Source organism: Nocardia sp. NPDC088792, from assembly GCF_044750615.1.
Classification (GTDB): Bacteria; Actinomycetota; Actinomycetes; order Mycobacteriales; family Mycobacteriaceae; genus Nocardia.
In genome coordinates this window covers 476,081-494,163 of sequence record NZ_JBIVKC010000001.1, presented here as the reverse complement: position 1 = coordinate 494,163, position 18,083 = coordinate 476,081, and the positions used below count along the sequence as shown (strand labels likewise).

Annotated in this window: 19 protein-coding genes; 9 read left to right on the top strand and 10 right to left on the bottom strand. The window is 68.1% G+C overall.

Annotated features, from left to right (window positions below; all coding sequences use genetic code 11):
* Positions 1-19: 19 nt before the first annotated feature.
* Genes dapB through ACIP5Y_RS02425 form a run of 3 tightly spaced genes read left to right on the top strand, consistent with a single transcriptional unit; the run spans position 20 to position 1,949 of the window.
* Positions 20-775 carry a 4-hydroxy-tetrahydrodipicolinate reductase gene (gene dapB, locus ACIP5Y_RS02435; RefSeq protein WP_400346883.1) on the top strand — a complete coding sequence of 252 codons (756 nt, stop codon included), beginning with the start codon at positions 20-22 and terminating at the stop codon, positions 773-775.
* Positions 776-816: 41 nt separating this feature from the next.
* Positions 817-1,263: a hypothetical protein gene (locus ACIP5Y_RS02430; protein WP_400349072.1), complete on the top strand. Its 447-nt coding sequence runs from the start codon at positions 817-819 to the stop codon at positions 1,261-1,263.
* 50 nt (positions 1,264-1,313) lie between these two features.
* On the top strand, positions 1,314-1,949 hold the full coding sequence (locus ACIP5Y_RS02425; protein ID WP_400346881.1) for a hypothetical protein: 636 nt from the start codon (positions 1,314-1,316) through the stop codon (positions 1,947-1,949).
* A 195-nt stretch (positions 1,950-2,144) separates the two neighbouring features.
* Here ACIP5Y_RS02425 and puuE read toward each other — a convergent pair whose 3' ends face one another.
* The 6 genes from puuE to ACIP5Y_RS02395 form a co-directional block, all read right to left on the bottom strand.
* On the bottom strand, positions 2,145-3,029 hold the full coding sequence (gene puuE, locus ACIP5Y_RS02420) for an allantoinase PuuE (RefSeq protein WP_400349070.1): 885 nt from the start codon (positions 3,027-3,029) through the stop codon (positions 2,145-2,147).
* A 29-nt stretch (positions 3,030-3,058) separates the two neighbouring features.
* Positions 3,059-4,087 (bottom strand): allantoicase, encoded by a 1,029-nt coding sequence (gene alc / locus ACIP5Y_RS02415; RefSeq protein WP_400346879.1) that lies wholly within the window; start codon positions 4,085-4,087, stop codon positions 3,059-3,061.
* Positions 4,084-5,298, bottom strand: coding sequence for a DUF6986 family protein (locus ACIP5Y_RS02410; RefSeq protein WP_400346877.1), 1,215 nt, complete (start codon positions 5,296-5,298; stop codon positions 4,084-4,086). The genes alc and ACIP5Y_RS02410 overlap by 4 nt, the downstream gene beginning before the upstream one ends.
* On the bottom strand, positions 5,295-6,038 hold the full coding sequence (locus ACIP5Y_RS02405; protein WP_400346875.1) for an aspartate/glutamate racemase family protein: 744 nt from the start codon (positions 6,036-6,038) through the stop codon (positions 5,295-5,297). Before ACIP5Y_RS02405 ends, ACIP5Y_RS02410 begins: the two co-directional genes overlap by 4 nt.
* A gap of 177 nt (positions 6,039-6,215) precedes the next feature.
* Positions 6,216-6,950, bottom strand: coding sequence for a GntR family transcriptional regulator (locus tag ACIP5Y_RS02400; RefSeq protein ID WP_400346873.1), 735 nt, complete (start codon positions 6,948-6,950; stop codon positions 6,216-6,218).
* A gap of 54 nt (positions 6,951-7,004) precedes the next feature.
* Positions 7,005-7,439, bottom strand: coding sequence for a MarR family winged helix-turn-helix transcriptional regulator (locus tag ACIP5Y_RS02395; protein WP_400346871.1), 435 nt, complete (start codon positions 7,437-7,439; stop codon positions 7,005-7,007).
* Positions 7,440-7,525: 86 nt separating this feature from the next.
* On the opposite strand from ACIP5Y_RS02395, the gene ACIP5Y_RS02390 reads away from it, so the two are divergent.
* Positions 7,526-9,022 carry a DHA2 family efflux MFS transporter permease subunit gene (locus tag ACIP5Y_RS02390; RefSeq protein WP_400346869.1) on the top strand — a complete coding sequence of 499 codons (1,497 nt, stop codon included), beginning with the start codon at positions 7,526-7,528 and terminating at the stop codon, positions 9,020-9,022.
* A 180-nt stretch (positions 9,023-9,202) separates the two neighbouring features.
* Here the strand turns inward: ACIP5Y_RS02390 and ACIP5Y_RS02385 are convergent, their stop codons facing one another.
* Positions 9,203-9,679: a hypothetical protein gene (locus ACIP5Y_RS02385; protein WP_400346867.1), complete on the bottom strand. Its 477-nt coding sequence runs from the start codon at positions 9,677-9,679 to the stop codon at positions 9,203-9,205.
* A gap of 81 nt (positions 9,680-9,760) precedes the next feature.
* Here ACIP5Y_RS02385 and ACIP5Y_RS02380 point away from each other — a divergent pair, with 81 nt between their 5' ends.
* Entirely contained in the window at positions 9,761-10,465 is a 705-nt protein-coding gene (locus ACIP5Y_RS02380; RefSeq protein WP_400346865.1) for a helix-turn-helix transcriptional regulator, read from the top strand.
* 100 nt (positions 10,466-10,565) lie between these two features.
* Complete coding sequence (locus ACIP5Y_RS02375; RefSeq protein WP_400346862.1) at positions 10,566-10,949, top strand: VOC family protein; 384 nt, start codon at positions 10,566-10,568, stop codon at positions 10,947-10,949.
* Position 10,950: 1 nt separating this feature from the next.
* Here the strand turns inward: ACIP5Y_RS02375 and ACIP5Y_RS02370 are convergent, their stop codons facing one another.
* The 3 genes from ACIP5Y_RS02370 to ACIP5Y_RS02360 all read right to left on the bottom strand — a co-directional run bounded on the left by ACIP5Y_RS02370 (position 10,951) and on the right by ACIP5Y_RS02360 (position 14,201).
* Positions 10,951-12,393, bottom strand: coding sequence for a CoA transferase (locus ACIP5Y_RS02370; protein ID WP_400346860.1), 1,443 nt, complete (start codon positions 12,391-12,393; stop codon positions 10,951-10,953).
* Positions 12,383-13,009 (bottom strand): TetR/AcrR family transcriptional regulator, encoded by a 627-nt coding sequence (locus ACIP5Y_RS02365; RefSeq protein ID WP_400346858.1) that lies wholly within the window; start codon positions 13,007-13,009, stop codon positions 12,383-12,385. The genes ACIP5Y_RS02370 and ACIP5Y_RS02365 overlap by 11 nt, the downstream gene beginning before the upstream one ends.
* A gap of 79 nt (positions 13,010-13,088) precedes the next feature.
* Positions 13,089-14,201, bottom strand: a complete 1,113-nt coding sequence (locus tag ACIP5Y_RS02360) for an alpha/beta hydrolase (RefSeq protein ID WP_400346856.1) — start codon at positions 14,199-14,201, stop codon at positions 13,089-13,091.
* A 90-nt stretch (positions 14,202-14,291) separates the two neighbouring features.
* Between ACIP5Y_RS02360 and ACIP5Y_RS02355 the strand changes: the two genes are divergently transcribed.
* Genes ACIP5Y_RS02355 through ACIP5Y_RS02345 form a run of 3 tightly spaced genes read left to right on the top strand, consistent with a single transcriptional unit; the run spans position 14,292 to position 18,080 of the window.
* Positions 14,292-15,476, top strand: coding sequence for a PucR family transcriptional regulator (locus tag ACIP5Y_RS02355; RefSeq protein ID WP_400346854.1), 1,185 nt, complete (start codon positions 14,292-14,294; stop codon positions 15,474-15,476).
* Positions 15,477-15,508: 32 nt separating this feature from the next.
* A complete protein-coding gene (locus ACIP5Y_RS02350) occupies positions 15,509-17,056 on the top strand; it encodes a serine hydrolase domain-containing protein (RefSeq protein WP_400346852.1) in 1,548 nt (515 codons plus the stop codon).
* A 31-nt stretch (positions 17,057-17,087) separates the two neighbouring features.
* The gene (locus ACIP5Y_RS02345) at positions 17,088-18,080 is read left to right on the top strand and encodes a squalene cyclase (RefSeq protein WP_400346850.1); all 993 of its coding nucleotides are present in this window, start codon (positions 17,088-17,090) and stop codon (positions 18,078-18,080) included.
* Positions 18,081-18,083 lie beyond the last annotated feature (3 nt).

Genomic DNA, 18,083 nt, shown 5'->3' with positions numbered 1-18,083 from the left:
GAGTGAAGAGGGTGACCAGGTGACCACGAACCGGATCCGTGTGGGTGTGCTCGGGGCGCGCGGCAAGGTCGGGCAGGCGATCTGTGCGGGCGTCGAGGCCGCACCGGATCTCGAGCTGGTCGCCCAGGTCGACAAGGATGACGCGCTCGAGGCCTTCACCGCGGCCGGCACCGAGGTGGTCGTCGACTTCACTCACCCCGATGTGGTGATGCCGAACCTGAAGTGGCTGGTGGAGAACGGCATTCACGCCGTCGTCGGCACCACCGGCTTCGACGCGGACCGCCTCGACCAGGTGCGCGGCTGGCTGGCCGCGAAGCCCGAGGTCGGCGTGCTCATCGCCCCCAACTTCGCCATCGGCGCCGTGCTGTCCATGCGCTTCGCCGAGCAGGCCGCCCGCTGGTTCGACTCGGTCGAGGTCATCGAACTGCACCACCCGAACAAGGCCGACGCCCCCTCCGGCACCGCCTTCCGCACCGCGGGCATCATCGCCGCGGCCCGGGAGAAGGCCGGGGTCGGCCGCAGCCCCGACGCCACCAGCCAGGAGCTGGAGGGCGCGCGCGGCGCGGATGTGGAGGGCGTGCGCGTGCACTCGGTGCGCCTGGCCGGTCTGGTCGCGCATCAGGAAGTGCTGTTCGGCACCCAGGGCGAGACCCTCACCATCCGCCACGACTCCATGGACCGCACCTCCTTCGTCCCCGGCGTCCTGCTCGGTGTCCGCAAGACCCCGCTGCGCCCGGGTCTGACCGTGGGCATCGACCCGCTGCTCGAACTGTGAACGCGGCGGCCGAGAACAATAATCGCGAGGTCCTCAAGCGGATGGCGTTCCTCGCCGTCCTGGTGCTGATCCTGGCCTTCTACTTCATCCTGCTTGGCCGCATCGCGATCAGCCTGATGACCTCGCATTCGGTGCCGGGCGTGATCATCGGCGTCGGCGTGCTGATCCTCCCGCTGGTCGGCGTGTGGGTCGTGTACTCCAGTGTCCGTGCGGCTTTCGCGCATCAGCACCTGGCCCGCCGCGCCCATGACGAGGACTGCGAACTCGACGTCTCGGACCTCCCGCGCCGCGCCTCCGGCCGCATCGAACGCGCGGCCGCCGACCAGCTCTTCGAGCAGGTGAAGACCGAATGGGAAGCCGACCCGGACAACTGGCGCACCAGTTACCGCGTCGCCCGCGCCTACGATTACGCGGGTGACCGCAGCCGCGCCCGCGAAATCATGCGCCGCGCAGTCGATCTGGAGAAGGCGGAGCGCGCCAGTAAGTAAGCGCTCGCATTCCCCGAGCGGGCCGTGCGAGAACGGGTTACAGTTCGCCCGTGAAATTTGTAGTGGGGGGCTGCTTATCGGCCCTGGCCCTGGCCGCGATGGGTGCGCCGGTGTCGCATGCGGATACCGCGCCGGTCTGTACCGAAACCGGCAACTCGTACACGGCAGGCTGGCAGTCCGACTGGGCCGCATACGAAGCCGCCGAACAGAACCCGTCGGACACGCGATCCCGGCAGACCGTGGATCTCCCGATCACCATCGCCGCCCCCTTCGACAAGGTGTGGACGGTCTACTCGAACCTGCGCAACGACCTGGGCCGGCACCCCTTCATGAAGGATATGATCACCCACCGCACCTGCACCGACGCCGACTCCGAGACAATCGATTTCACGGCGCTCGACAACATCCCGGTAGGCCCCTTCAGCTACCCGGCCCTCACCCAGGCCGAACAGCGCATCTACCCCGCCGAGCACTACTACCTCTCCGACAGCTGGGACCAACCCGGCGTCACCACCCACCAGAAGATCACCTTCACCGACAACGGCGACGGCACCACCACGGTCAACGAACACATCACCTTCGTAGCCAACCCCCTCCTGATCGCCTTCACCGTCGACAACGGCTCCTCCTCCCACCGCGAATACCAAGCAGCCCTCAAACGCGACATCGAGAACGGCACCCTCTGAAACGGCGAATGCGGCCCGGAACCGGGAGGTTTCGGGCCGCATTCTGGTGCGTCCGGCCGAGGCGGATCCCGCGCACCTCGACGGGTAATCGGCCCTCACGCAGGGGAAGCCGGTGAGAGCTCGGGGCGCGGGCGTGGGCGGGCGCATCCGATCCGCCGGGACCGGATGACGGAACAGTCCCGGCGGCAATCGGTTTCAGGACGCCGGGTGCACCTTCAACCAGTGCTCGGCGATATCGATGCGGCGGGTGAGCCAGACCTTGTCGTGGGACTGCACGTAGTCGAGGAAGCGCTCCAGCGACTTGGCTCGCGAGGGGCGGCCGACCAGGCGGTTGTGCAGGCCGATCGACATCATCTTCGGCGCACCGGCCGCGCCCTCGGCGTAGAGCACGTCGAAGGCGTCCTTCAGGTGCGCGAAGAACTCGTCGCCATTGGCGAAGCCGGCGGGGGAGGAGAAGCGCATGTCATTGGTCTCGAGGGTGTACGGCAGCACCAGCTGGTCATGCTCGCCCACCTTCACGTAGAACGGCAGATCATCCGCGTACGAATCGGAGTCGTAGACGAAACCGCCGTGCTCGACCACCAATTGGCGGGTCAGCGGCGAATCCTTGCCCGTGTACCAGCCCTTCGGGGCCGCACCGAAGAGCTTGGTGAGGATCTGCACGGCCTCGGCCATGTGCGCGCGCTCGGTCTCGACATCGATCTCCTGGTAGGAGATCCAGCGCAGACCGTGGCAGGCGATCTCGTAGCCGAGGCGCTGGAAGGCCGCCACGACTTCGGGATTGCGTTCCAGCGCCCGCGCCACACCGAAGATGGTGAGCGGAATCGCGCGCTCCTCGAACAGCCGCAGGATGCGCCAGACACCGGCCCGCGAGCCGTACTCGTACATGGTCTCCATGCTCAGGTGCCGGTTCGGGAAGGCCGTCGCCGGAGTGATCTCCGAGAGCAGCACCTCCGATTCCCCGTCACCGTCGAGGACGCTCTTCTCGCCGCCCTCTTCGTAATTGAGCACGAAGCTGACCGCGATATTCGCCTCACCCGGCCAGTGCGGGTGCGGCGGGTTCGGCCCGTAGCCGACCATATCGCGGGGGTAATCCAGATCGAAGTCGCTCACGCGAGTTCCTCCTGCTCCTTGCGCAGCCGATCGCGCGCCGCCTCGGTCAGCGTGCCGAAGAGCCGCAGCCGGGCCATACCTCCGTCCGGGTAGGCGTCCAGCCGGGCCTGCACCACCGGCTCGTCCGAGTCGATGAAGAACCGGTGCCGGGTATCGGGCTGCAGCACCGTGCGGCCGAGCAGCTCGACCTCGGTGCCGTCGGCGCGAATTCCGGTGAGCGACACCGCACCCGGGCTGTTGAACAGGAAGTACGAGGTGTCGATCTCGACGGCGTTCAGCACGCCCTCCTCGACCAGCTGCACCTGCACCCAGTCATTGGCATTGCGGTCGCGGCCGCGCGCGGTCTCCCAGCCGTCACCCATGAGGCGGGCGCGGCCCGGCATCAGGATGTTCAGCGGGTGCGAGAAGAAGACATTGGAGCAGTCGGCGATCCGGCCGCCGTTCTCCAGCGCCGCCAGATCGAACGGGCCCGCCTCCAGCCAGCGCAGATCCGGCTTGGCCAGACCGTGCACGCGCAGCCGGGCGATGCCGCCGTCCGGGAACATGCGCAGGCGCACGTGGGTCCAGCGCTTGGCGGAGTCGACCGCGAACGGGTTGGGCGAATCGCCCTGCACCTTGGCGCGCTCGACGATGGTGGTCCAGCCCTCGGCCGCGACCAGTTCGTCGACGGACGGATAGCCTTCCAGCGCAATGGCTTCCACCGATACCTCCGGCGGGTAGTTGCCCTTGAACCAGGCGGTGTCCACCACCACGCCCTTGATCACACCGGGCACGCCGAGCCGCACGATGGCGGTATCGGCATCATCGCCCGCGGGATGCGCGCCCACGTCACCGCGCCGGCGGCGGGTTTCCCAGCCGTCGTAGACCTGGCCCTTGTGGCCGAAGGTCGCGGGGGAGTAGGTAGCCGCTTCCGGGCGGATCAAATTCTCCTTCTCCGCGAAGGATTCGTCGTTCGCCCACAGGACAGCGCCGCCCAGGGTACGGACGGCCAGATCCGGAAGTCGCGTGAAATCGTTGTCGCTCATAGAGCCGGGATCTTCCTTTCTCGCAATTGCTGCAGCACCTCGACGGTGGCAGCCGGAACCAGCGCGGTCACATCACCGGGACCAAAAGCGCCGCAAGACAATCCGCGCAGTACCACGGTCGCCAGCGCCTGCGCGGTGGCGGGCTCGTCGACGACCGAGCCGCCCTGGCGATCCAGGTAGCGGCCGATACGGGGCGCGGCCACGCTCAAGGCGTGGCGATAGAAGGCGAAAGTGGCCGCCCAGCGCGTCACCAGATGGCCCGGACCCATGTCCCAGCCCTGGTAGTAGCCGCGCTCCAGCGAACGCGTGACCAGGCGGTAGTGCCGGGCCACGGCCGCGGCGATCTCGTCGGGGGAGCCGAGCGGCAGTACCTGGGTGGAACCGTCGCACACCCACACGCCGGTCTGGGCGGCGGCGGCCTGCATGACCGCCTTGGCATGGTCGGCCACCGGATGCTCCAGCGACTGGAACTGCGGTGCGATACCGCAGGCCGCACTGTAATCGTAAGTGCCGTAATGCAATCCGGTACAGCGACCGGCGGAACGATGGATCGCCTCCGCCACGGGCGCGGTGCCGTCGGCGGCGATCACGGCCTGCGGTGACTCGATCTGCAGCTCGAACTTCAGTGCGCCGGAAGGCAATCCGTTCGACGACTCGAGCGACTCACACAGTTCCACGGTGATATCGACCTGCCGCAGCGAACGGATCTTCGGCACGGTGAACACGAACCCGTCCGGTACGCCGCCCGCGCCGTCCAGGACCTTCTCCAGGGTGCGCACGGCACGCGCCCACTCCAGCGAGGTCAGACCCTTCATCCGGATGCCGCGCGAGCTGATCTCCGGCGGCAGCTTGGCCAGCACCTGGCCCGCTCGCACCGCGTCCGCGTCCTCGACCGCATCCGGCCGGGTGCCGTAGCCGTCCTCGAAATCCAGGCGCAGATCCTGGATCGGCCGCCGCCGCAAGGTGATCAGGACCTGGTTGACCACGTCTTCGCCCGCGAGGTCGATCAGCAGCTCCCGCTGCCGCTCCGCGAGGTCGATCGCCACCGCGCCCCATTCGGCGGGCAGTGTCTCCGAGGCATCCGCCCCCGAGACATACGCGGTGTGGATCGGCTGCCCCGGGCGGTCACCCGGATACAGCCGCGCCAACTCCGCATCGACTGTGTGCAAACGCGATTCGATACCAGCCAGCACTTCGCGCGGCAGGCTCACGAACGGACCTCCTCGGTGATCGAGAAATCAGACAACAATCCGGTGTATTGCTTGGGCAGGGGGCGGGCGAACTCGCCGCGGCCGGACTTGCGGAGGCCCATGGTGATCAGCGACTGCACCTGCAGGGTGGCGGCGGCGACACCGTCGATCACCGGCACGCCGACCTCGGCGGTCAGGTACTCGCACAGGTCCGCCATGCCGGCGCAGCCGAGCACGATGGCATCGGAGTTGTCGCTGTGCACGGCATCGCGGCAGGCGTCGGCGATGACCCGGCGCGCCTTGGGGTCCTCCAGTTCCAGCACCGGGATCTCGCAGCCGTGAATGCCGAGGCAGAAGCGCTGCATGCCATAGCGTTCGGCGAGATCCGCGGCGCGTCCCGCGGTGCGCGAAAGCGTGGTCACCACACTGAATCCGCGGCCCAGATGACTCGCGAACTGCATGGCCGCCTCGGCGATGCCGATGACCGGCCCGCGCGCCAGCTCCCGCGCCGCGTCCAGGCCCGGATCGCCGAAGCAGGCGATCACGTAACCGTCGACGCCCTCGGCCTCGCCCTGTGCGATCTCGGCCAGTAGCCCCGGCACGGAAAGCGCCTCGTCATAGTGGCTTTCGATGGAAACCGGGCCCATGGCCGGGGTGATGCCCTCTACGATCGTCCCCGGTGCGGCGACGGCCTTCGCGGATTCCTCGATGACGGCCGTCATGGCCGCCGTGGTGTTCGGATTGATGACTCGAATGCGCATGACGCTCACCGCTTCTCGAAGCGGGAGGTGCCCCTCGTCTGCCGGTGCAGGGGGGCGCGGTCGTCGTCATCGACGGTTTCAGTCATGTCGCACATCCGATCTCTCAGGGTCCCCGCCATTGGGGAGCAGAGGTGTGCGAGACGCTACCGGGCGGCTATTTCCCGGTTGTTGCTGAAACTATATATCTTCCTGACCAGCGGGTTCGGCGAAAAGTCCGATGTCCGTAGGCAAATTCTCCAGCACCCCGTTCAGGCGCTGATGGTGCAGGTCGGTGGCTGCCAGCAACGCGTCCGCATCGCGGGCCAGGAACGCCGCGAGCTGCTTGCTGTGGTCCGCGTGCAGGACCACCCGGTCCATGGTGCTCACGTGCACCATGGGCTGCACCGGCTCGGTGATGTTCCAGGCGTACTCCAGCATGTGTACCACGCGCGGCATGCCCGAGGGGCGGACCAGGGCCAGATGGAAGTTCCTGGTTTCCCGGTGATAGGCCACCGCGTTCTCGGTGAGCACCGCGTGCTCCAGCCGGGCGTGGATCTCCTTGGCCAGTTCGTGGTCGGCGCGGGTGGCGCGGGCGGCGGCCGCGGCCAGCGCCGCCGACTCCAGCCGCTCCCGCACGACATACAGTTCGCGCAGCTCGGCCGAGGTCAGCATGGTCACCTGATAGCCGAAGTTGGGCCGGTGCTCGACCAGCCCCTCACCGATCAGCGTCTGCAGCGATTCGCGCACCGGGATGGCGCTCACGGTGAACTGCCGGGCCAGATCCCCGAGCGGGAGACCGGTGCCCGGCGGCAGGTTTCCCTCCAGCACGAGCCGGCGTAATTCCGCCAGGATCTCGTGTTGCGCGTAGCCGCGCCGGGCGTCCAGCGGCGGCGTGAGCTGGGGTAAACGGGGTAGCCGCGGTCGAGAAGGCACGGGACCACCGTATATGTTCCGCCACCGGCCTCGAGACGCAGGCCACAACGGGGATCAGAGTTCGCCCAGGTCCCAGCCGATCGCCTTGAGTGAAAGCCGATGCAGCTCAGTGCGTTCCGCCGGAGTGAGCCGGGACAGCTGGTACGCGGTCGCCTCGTGGATGAGGGCGTCGGTCTCCGCCCACCGGCGGCGGCCGGCGTCGGTGATGGTGACGGAGTTCTTGCGCCGGTCCTCGGCGCTGCGGGTCCGGGTGACCAGGCCCGCCTTCTCCATGGTGTCGATGAGCCGGACCACCTCGCTGCGGTCGATGGCCAGCGCGTGCGCCATTTCCTGCTGGGAGATGTCGCCGCCCTCGGCGAGGTAGGTCAGCACCCAGTGCTCACGCAGCGGGGTGCGCAGCTCGGTGTGCACGGCTTTGTGCAGCTTGCCGAACACGTAGGTCGGATAGCGCAGCAGGCCTCGGGGGTGGTACTCGCGGTCTTCGGGCACTCGCTGATTCTACCTATTGTTGAGTAACTCAATCATTGATAATCTCCACTATTGAGAAGCTCATCTACAACTGAAGGAGAGGTCCGATGACGCCGACGCGCACGGACGCCCCCGCCGGTCGACTCCGCGGCACGCCCGCCGCGGGCGCCGGCCTCGCCGCCCCGGATTCCGGGGCCACGACCGCCGGGCCCGCCGGCGCTGCCGCCGAACGTCCCGACAAGATCCCCGCCCATGTCTGGCGCACTGCCGGCGTCGTCGTCTTCGGCGCGGTCATGGGCATGCTCGACACCTCGCTGGTCAATATCGGCCTGCACACCATCGGCGCCGACCTGGGCGCGTCACTGTCCACGATTCAATGGGTCGCCAGCGCATACCTGCTGGCCCTGGGCGTCTCGCTCACCGTCTGCGGCTGGCTGGCCCGCCGCGTCGGCGTCGGCCGGCTCTGGCTGGGCGCGCTCGTCGCCTTCACCCTCACCTCGGCCCTGTGCGCGTTCGCGCCCACCGCGGGCTGGCTCATCGCGGCGCGCGTCCTGCAAGGCCTGGCCGCGGGCGTCATGATCCCCGCCGGGCAGACCATCCTCGGCCAGGCGGCCGGACCCGAGCGCATGGGCCGCGTCATGGGCGTGGTCGGCATCGCCGTGGTCGGCGCACCCGCCATCGGCCCGACCATCGGCGGTCTCATGCTCGCGCACTGGAGCTGGGAGTGGTTGTTCCTCATCAACATTCCACTCGGCCTCATCGGCCTGGCCCTGGGCCTGCGCTACCTCCCGCGCACCGCCGGAACGCCGGTGCACGGCCTCGATGTGATCGGCCTGGTACTCGCCGGCGGCGGCGTCTCGGCCGTCGTCTACGGCCTGTCCGAAATCGGCGCGAACGGTTCTCTCACAGCGGTTTCCGTCTGGCTGCCGTTCGTCGCAGGCGTCCTCGCCCTTACCGGTTTCCTCGCCCGCACCCTGCGCAGCGCTCGTCCCCTCATGGACATCCGCCTCTACGCCAACCGCACCTTCGCCGCCGCGAACGCCGCCCTCTGGTGCTCCGGCGCCGCCATGTTCGGCGTCATGGTCCTGCTACCCCTGTACTTCCAGGTCCTGCACCACGACGGCCTCATCCGCACCGGCCTCCTCCTCATCGCCTACGGCGCCGGTGGCATCCTCATGCTCCCCCTCGGCGGCCGCCTCACCGACCGCTTCGGCGGCGGCGCGGTCGCGGTAATCGGCAACCTCCTGGTAGCCGCCGCCTTCCTCCCCTTCGCCTTCCTCCCAACCCAGACGAACGCCGTCCTCACCGAATTCCTGCTCTTCGCAGCAGGTTCCGCCACCGCGGTAGCCTCCATGCCCCTCGTCTCAGCGGCCTACGCGTCGGTCCGCCGCGACCAACTCCCCGACGCCACCGCCTTCGTCAACATCGTCCAACGCATAGGCGGCGCCATAGGCGTAGCCATAATCGCCGTAATCCTCTCCCGCGCAACAACTTCCTCCGGCCACCCCGCCGCCGGCTACCACCTCGCCTTCGCCGCCATCACCACCCTCTCCCTCATGGCGGCAGCCACCGCCACCATCCTCCGCCGCCACCAACGCCGCTGACCCAACCAGCAACGACCCGCCGGGTACCCAGCCCAGCGGGTCGTTCGAAGGCGCGTCGGAGGTTGGCTGGTGCCTGTTCGGCAAGCTGCTCCATTCCGGTGGCGGCTTCCGTTGTGGCGAAACGGAGTTCGAACTCGGTATCGGTGGCGGGCGGCGCTGCTCGGTCGCCGCGCTTGGGGCTCACTCCTCGCCCCCTGATGGTTCGGGGACCGGACCTAGGTCTCCTTCCGGTTCGCGGGCGACCAGATTGAGCAGTGCGGGGTCTGCGTGGATCTCCGCGGTGTGCCGCCATTGGGTGAGCAGTGTGGCGAGTGGGGCGAGGTTTTCCAGGGCAGCTGCGCCTTGGGCGACGTCCACGAGTTCGCCGATGAACAGTTCGACATCATCGTCCGGAAGAAATGTGACCCAGGGGACTGCGTCCGGCAGCACTTCGCTCAATGCGGTTGTGCCGAAACGGCGGACCACGCTCGCGAGCAGCCGGGCCGTGAAGTCCACGACCGCGCCCTCGGCGTCGAGTTGCTCAACCCGCATCAGAGCCAGGTCCCCGGCATCCCGGCGGCGCAGCCGCAGAGCACGCACCTGGTCGAGGCGGCCCGCGGTGACGGCCGGTTTGTGTAGTAAATCGCTGAAAGGGACCACGTCATAGGCGGCGCTCATGACATCCACACTACCTCGGATGTCTGGCTGACACCCTGTTCGGCGGGCGATTCTGTCGGTACCCGCGCCTAAGGTGGGGCCGTGAATCGGACTGATCGGCTTTATGCCATCGTCGAGGAGTTGCGGGCGGTGGCGCCGCGGGTGCGGTCGGCGCGGGAGCTGGCTGGGCGGTATGAGGTCAGTGTGCGCACTATCGAGCGGGATATCAGTGCGTTGCAGCAGTCCGGGGTGCCGATTTATGCGGATGTGGGGCGGCGTGGGGGGTATGCGCTGGATAAGAGCATGTCGTTGCCGCCGTTGAATTTCACGGCGGCGGAGTCGGTGGCTCTGGCTGTCGCGTTGGAGCGGAGTTTGGATCAGCCGTTCGCGCATGCGGGGCGCAGTGCTCTGCGGAAGATACTTGCCGCCATGTCGGAGGCGGATGCGGTGGCGGCTCGGGAGCTGGCCAATCGGGTGGGGTTGATCGAGTCTGCTGAAACCGCGGTGTCGCACGGGATTCCGCCGCTCGTGGAGCAGGCCGTGCAGGCGCATCGGGTGCTGGAATTCGAGTATCGGGATCGGTTCGGGGCGGGGACGCGGCGGCGGGTCGAGCCGATGCTGTTGTTGAACGGGCCGAACGGGTGGTACCTGGTGAGCTGGTGCCGATTGCGGGATGCCGCACGGTGTTTCCGGCTGGACCGGATGGTGGATGTCATCCTCACCGATGAGCCGACCCTGCCGCGGCGGCTCGAGAGTTGTGATCTGGATATTCCGGATCGGAAGTTGCGGATCGTCGCGTTCGCTTGAACCGGCCGGGAAGCTCCGGAAACACCGACAGGGGGTTGTCGCCGGCGCGGGAGATCGTGAAGGAGCGAACACGCACCGACGAAATCTCGGGAGGACCCTCATGACCGCACCCGCCATCAATACCGTCGCCTGGTTCCAGATCGGCAGTGACACCCCGGAGGAGGCGAAGAGCTTCTACAACAACCTCTTCGGCTGGACCTTCGCCTCGGATCCGGACCTCGGCGGCACCTACGACCTCGCCACCTACGCCGGCGGTGACCATGCCGTCGGCGGTATCACGCACACCGATGACGCGGCCGCCAACCACGCCATCTTCTTCGTCCTGGTCGCCGATGTCGCCGCCACGGTGGCCGAAGCCGAACGCCTCGGCGCGAAGATCGACGTCCCCGTCGTCACCACGCCTTCGGGCCTGGTCTTCGCGCACCTGCTCGACACCTCCGGCAACCGCTTCGGCGTCTTCAATCCCGGCGCGCCGCAGCAATAACTCAGCGCCACACCGGATGGCTCGAACCCCGCGGCACCAGCGGCGGGTCGGGCCAGGCCGGCGGCGTGTGCGAGAACCGGACCGGCGGGGCGAGCATGTGGATATCGCCGAGCGGGCTGGGGGCGTCGTAGGCGTCCGGGTCTCGCAGTGAATGCTCGTCATCCGTGCCCGCGCCGGCCGGGTCGACCAGGCCCAGCGTCTGGTACCACATGGCGGTGCGCGTGAGATTCACTGTGACGTGCCAGGATCCGCCCTCGGTGGCGCGCTTGCCGAGCGCGGCGACCGCGCCGACCGCACCCATATAACCGGTGATGAAGTCGTTGATCATGCCCGTGACAGGCAGTTTCGGATCTTCCGGGCTGCCTTCGAGGGTCATCAGCCCGGAGGCGGCCGAACCGTTCATGTCGAAACCGCCGCGGGTGCGCCAAGGCCCTTCGGAGCCATAGCAAGTCACCGAAACGACGATGATGCCCGGGAACCGGGCCGCGAGCTCATCCGGGTCGAGACCCAACTGCTCGAGCTTGTCACTGCGATGGTTGTTGACCACGATATGCGTATCGGCCAGCAGTTGTTCGGCGCGTGCCCGACCGGCCTCGGTGGTGAGATCCAAATAGGCGCTGCGCGAACCGACATTCGCCTCGGCATAGATGAAGTCGTGCTCGTAATCATTGGGACGGGTCGCGCACAGCACATCCGCGCCCTGCTCGGCGAGCGTCCGACCGACGGTCGGCCCGGCAATGGCATGCGTGAACGACAGCACCCGTACACCGTCCAAAGGCCGTGCGGCCGTACCGAATTCGTGCACGGGAGCATCGCCGATCCGGCGCAGCCCGATCACCGGCTGCCCTGCCAGCAAGGCGCCCTGCGGATGCGCGAGCCATTCCTCGGGCGTGCGCGCGACACACAGCGGCAGCCCGGCCTCGTTCGCGGCCTCCTCCAGCTCGAACGCCTCCCGCTTCGCGAACGCGGCCGCCACCTTCGCGTAATCCGGTGGCACATCCAGGAATCGGCACCACTTCGCCGCCAGATGCGGATAAACCCCCGACGCCATGACGGTCCGCCCATCGCCGGTGCGATAGGGCGCGAGCAGGAAAGGATTGTCCGCGACCAGCGGGAACGGCGGCAGTTCACCGGCCAGGGTCGGATGCCAGAACGCATGCGGCGTAATCCCGTGCACGGCCTGCCGCAGATCCAGCCGCAGCTCCTGATCCGGCCCGCCACGCCGCCGATGGAATGCGACCGCCCCGACCGCCGCGCCCATGATCGGAATCCCGATGCAGGCCCCGAGCCGATGTTTGGCCGCCACGATCGGATCCTGCCCGGCGAAACTCACCCCGCCCCCGGCGTCAGCGGCCGACAGGTCCAGATTCGCCAGCAGCGCGTCCAAGGCCGCGACCGGGTCGAGATCGCCGGTGGCCGAACGGTATTGCGGTTCAATGGTCATGATCGTCTCCTGCGGTTTCGCGCGGTGCGGTCAGCCGGTGCAGCAAGGCGGCGACCGTCTCCCAGCGCGGCGTGGATTCGGTGGCCCGGCCGGCGGCCTGTTCGGTCAGTACGCGCAGGTTCTCGCCTTCGACGACGGTGACCACCAGTCGCGTCAGCTCCTCGATGGGCAGCAAGGGAACTCGTCCCGCCGCATCCAGCGATTCGGTGAGCAGCGCGGCCATGGCCGACCGCCCCCGCGCCTCGTGTTCGAGCAGTCGTACCGCCAGCGCCGGACGCCGAATCGCGTGCAGCGCGAACTCCGCCGACACCAGCAGCCAGCGCCGATCGGTGTCGGTCACCACCACCGGCAGCAGCGCGGCGGCCACATCGCGACCGGGCGGGAAGGTCTCCCGGAGCCGTTCCAGCCGGGTCGTCCACTCACGATCGAACAAGGCCAGGAAGAGCTCGTCCTTGTCGCCGTAGTTGGAGTAGAAAGCGCCTTTGGTCAGTCCGGCTCGCGCGCAGATCTCCGGGATGGACGTGGCGCCGAACCCCTGCTCGGCAAACAGTTCGAGCGCCGCATCCAGGAGGGCGGTCACCGTGATCGGCCTTCGTTTGGTCACACCTTTGGGCACGGCCACAGCATAACCGATACCGATCAGAATCCGATACTGTTAGGTATCCGATAGCACTCCGCGAGCCCTCGAGCGCAGGTCAGCCGAGGACCCGCTGTAGATAGGCAATGCGGGCAGCCGCCGCGAGCTGGGAGAGGGCGGCCTGCGGGGCCGCGGTGGAGAACCCGTGCCACGCACCCGGCCACATATGCAGCTCGACGGGCACCCCGGCCGCGGACAGCCGCATCGCGTACTCGAGCGCCTCATCGCGGAAGGTCTCCACCTGCCCGACATCGATGAACGCGGCCGGCAGACCCGAAAGATCCTCCGCGCGAGCCGGAGCCGCATACGGCGACACCTCCGGCCCACCCGGGGCATACCCCAGATAACTGGTCCACGAGGCGATATTGGCGCCCGCATCCCAGAACCCCTCGCGGTGCAGGGCCGTACTGGACGGCGTCCGGCTGCGGTCATCGAGCATGGGAGCCTGCAGGATCTGATGCGCGATCCGCGGCCCGCCCCGGTCCCTGGCCAGCAAGGCGAGCGCCGCCGCCAGGCCGGCACCGGCGCTACTGCCGAAGACGATCAGCCGCTCGGGGTCTACCTCGAGGTCGTGGGCATGCTCGGCCACCCAGGTCAGCCCCGCATACGAATCCTCGACCGGCACGGGGTACGGATGCTCCGGAGCGAGCCGGTAACCCACCGCCACCACGACGAGCCCGACCGTATCCACCCAGCGCGCAAGCGTATCCGCGAGCTCCCATTCGTCCCCCGACACCATGCCCCCGCCGTGTGTGTGGAATACGCAGGGCCACGGCCCTGCGCCCCGAGTCGGATGCATGATGACGACAGGCAGCTCCACTCCCGCCTCGGGGCCGGGGATCAGCCGCTGTGAAATGGCCACCGCCCCCTCGCGTTCGAGGGCGGCCAGATCCGGTGCGGAGGTGTTCATCTTCCGGTAGGCCGCCAATTCGTGCGGCCCGAGCCAGCCCAATTCCTGCTGATCCAGCGGATACGACAGCAGGATCGCTTCCAGTTCGGCATCGAACGGCGGACGAGTGCTCATCAGGCTCTTCTCCTCGAATGGGTCGACGTCATCCAGATTCGCAGCCTGCCCCCGTCCGGTCGACGTGCCGTCCGGCGGGCATTCCGGCAGGAATTCCGCCAATTGGCGGACACGGTCCGGCTGAGCGCCGGCATCGAAAGAAGGCACGACCAGTACACCAGCGCGGAATTTTGCCCGAGCCTCCGCGTTGCTGTACTGATCGCGCCCGTTCCACTTCTCGACTGCTTGGGGATCCGCATGGAAGAGCTGTTGCAACGCCTCGCCGCGCTGGATCCCGCCGCCGAGGACGCCGCCCGCGCCATCGTGTACTTCGACCGCCTCATGGAGCGGCGCGCGGGCCTCGATTCCTTCGTACGCGCCGCCGCCATCCTCTCGGGCTGCCCGGCCGGACTCCATGATCCGGACCGCCACATCACGGTCCGCATCCACCCGGACGGCCACCGATTGAACGCGGCGCCCTACTCGGATCCCTGGCCCGCGGCCGCACTCGGCGGCAGCAGCCGGGTCTGGCTGGAACGCGACGCCGCCACCCTGCCGACAGACCGAATCATCCTGGAGCGCTTGGCAGTCGGCGTCGGCGTGGTCCTCGACCGCACCCGCGGCAATACCCCCGGCCACGACCCCGCCAGCGTCGAGGCCCTGCTCTCCCCGGAAACCGGTGTCGCCGCCCGGCAGCAGGCGATGCGCCGCCTCTCCTTGCCGCCGGACCTCCGGATACGCGCTGTCGCCGCACTACCCGAGACGGCCACCACGTCCCCGAACATTTTCGGCCGCTGGCTCACTCGCATAGGCCGCGTTCACGCAGCGATCATCCCGGCCGATGCCATGCCGGCCGACGTCGCGCCCACTGATTCCATGGCGCATATCGGTTCCACACCTACTGGGTTCGCGTCCGCAGACTCCTGGCCCGCCGATGCCGGGTTCTCGCCCACTGGTTCCGTACTGACGGGCACGCCCGCAAGCCACGCGCCCGGGTCTGCCGGGCTGCCACCGGAATTGCGCGCCGGCATCGGCCCCGCGGTGACTGCCGCCGAGTTGCCGGTGTCCTGGGCGGGAGCGCTGGACGCACTGCGGCTGACCGCCGCCGCCGGCCCGCGCCTGCTACGGCACGACGACCTCGGTGGTTTGGCGCTTCTCGCAGAGCGGGTTTCGGCCGAGGAGGCGTTGATCGACGATGTCCGCGCGGTGCGGGCCGCGCGGGATCAAATGCCCGATGCTCTCGAAACACTTGCCGCGCTGGCCGATACCGACAGCTTGCGGCGGGCTGCCGCCGCCTTGTTCGTGCATCATTCGACCTTGCAGTCCCGGCTGCCGCGATTGACGGCGGTGCTCGGCTATCGGCCGGATACGCCCGCGGGACGTCAGCGCCTGCATCTCGCGCTCGCGCTGCACCGGATCAACCTCAACGGTCCGCTGCCGTGAGGTAGCCGGTCGCCGTCGATCGGCTTTCCGTCATGCCTGATTCCGTGCTTAGGTTTGCTGTGTGGAAACTGCGCCTGCGGGCCTTGTTCGGTGTTGTGGCGGTGTCCCTGCTGGTCGGGACGACAGCGTGTGGTTCCGGCCAGCACGCTGGTGAGAAGGCGCTCGACGCCGCGCTGGTGCAGCGCATCGATGGGATCGTCGCCGATCACCTGGCCGCCGGGTTGATTCCGGGAGCTGTTGTGGCCGTGGTCGATCCAGTGGCGGGCACCTATATCCACGCTTACGGCAAGGCCGATACCGCGACCGGGCGGCCGGCCGGGGTGCACGACCGGTTCCGCATCGGCAGCATTACCAAGACCTTCACCGCGACCGCCGTGCTACGGCTGGTGGACGACGGCAAGCTGCGGCTCGACGACCCACTCGAGCGGTATGTGCCCGGCGTGCCGAACGGCACCGTCATCACCATCGGGAACCTGCTCGGAATGCGCGGCGGTGTCTACGATCTGGCGGGCGAGAACGATTTCCTCACCCAGTCGCTGGCGCAGACGCCCGGCGCGCAGTGGCACGACGGTGATCGGTTGCGCGCGATCATCGCCCATCCGGAGAAGGCGAGCCAGCCGGATCAGCACACCGTGTACTCGAATTCGGAGTACTACCTGCTCGGCCTCGTGCTGGAGAAGGTTACCGGTAAGCCCGTCGGCGAGGTGCTGCAGGATCTCGCGCGGCAGTACGGACTGGACGAGACCACCTATCCGTCCGACGGCGCCGTTCCGGACCTGAGCGTGCACGGATACGCCTATGACGCAGACACATTGACCGATGTCACGCAGCGCGTCACCCCGGTGTTGTTCGGTGCGGCCGGTTCCATGATCTCCTCGGTCTCGGACCTGGCCCGCTATGGCAAGGCCCTGGGTACCGGGGAACTGCTGAAGCCCGAGACTTTCCAGGCCCGAACGCATTTCACGGATCTGGGCGATGGCACCGTCGGGTACGGGCTCGGCCTGAGCCGGATGAACAAATGGCTCGGCCACGACGGCGCGGTGCTCGGCTACAACAGTCAGCTCGGTTATCTCCCGGATCGGGGCGTGACCGTCGCGGTCGCGATCAACCAGTTCGGACCCGCGACCACGGGCGCTCTCCCGGTGAACGCCGGTCTGCTGTGGAACGACCTCGTGGACGCCCTGTACCCGGGCACCGGCCTCGTCGAGACCACCCCCGGAACCCCCGCGGATCCACCGATCCCCACCGCGGCCGATCTGAACAACACGCTCACCGAGGCGCTACGCACCGATATCCCCTCGGCCCGGAAAGCGTTGCGCATCACCGGCGACACCACCGGCGACCTCATGACGGCCTGGTCCGCGACCAATGCCGCGCAATCGGTCCGGGTGCAGGTCCAGCAGGTGCGCCTGCTGCGTCAAGGACTGTTGATGGCCACCGGCACCATGACTTCCACGGTGCCGGCCATGCCGCTCTCGATCCCCTTCGTGCCCGGTGACGGCGGATGGCAGTTGCCGACCTTCTGGGTCTGCGAATCCTTCGTACCCGGCCCCGATCGCCCGGCCGCCTGTTCCTCCTGACCGCCCGGCCGATTCCGGTTAGAGTCACCTCATGGTGGCCGAGCCCCTCACCGCATGGCTGCTGGATTCGGATCCGGCACTGCGCTGGCAGGTCGAACGCGACCTGCTGCGCGAATCACCCGAGGTGTGGGAGCCGACCCGGGCGAAGATCGCGACCGAAGGTTTCGGCGCGCGCCTGCTCGCCTGCCAGGACGCGGACGGTCAATGGGCCGGCGGCGCATTCTTCCCGGCGGACTTCGACTTTCACGGCCCCGAGGCCGCGGAGGGCGCGGGCCAGCCGTGGACGGCGACCACCTGGACGCTGAACTCGCTGCGGGAATGGGGTCTGAATGCCACCGTCCTGCGCGAGCGCCGCACCGCGGAACTGCTCGCGGAGAACAGTCGCTGGGAGTACGAGAATCTTCCTTACTGGGGCGGCGAAGTCGACTGCTGCATCAATGCCTGGACCCTCGCCAATGGTCTCTGGCTCGGAGCGGATATCGACGGAATCGTCGACTGGTTCCTGCAACATCGGCAGGAGGACGGCGGCTGGAACTGTGAATGGGTGGACGGTTCCACCCGTTCGTCCTTCCATTCGACCCTCAACGCGCTCAAGGGCTTACTGGCCTACGACACCGCGACCGGCGGCACCGGCGAAACCCGCGCCGCCCGCCGGGCCGGCGAGGAGTATCTCCTGGAACGCGGTCTGCTGCACCGTTTGTCGACCGGCGAACCGGTGGGCTCGTGGGTGTCCGAGGTCGCCTACCCCTTCCGCTGGTCCTTCAATATCCTCAATGCGGCCGAATACTTCCGCCGCGCAGCACAATTCGATGGCATCCCGCCCGACCCGCGCCTGGCCGCGGCGATCGAGCGCCTGCGGGCCACGCGCCGTCCGGACGGTACGTGGCCACAGGGCCGCCGGCATCCCGGTCGAGTCTGGTTCGAGGTGGACGTACCCGAGGGTGAGCCGTCGAAATGGCTTACCCTCTACGGAATTCGTGTACTCGAGTGGTGGGATGCCGCTCGTATCGGAGCGGCCGGATAGGGA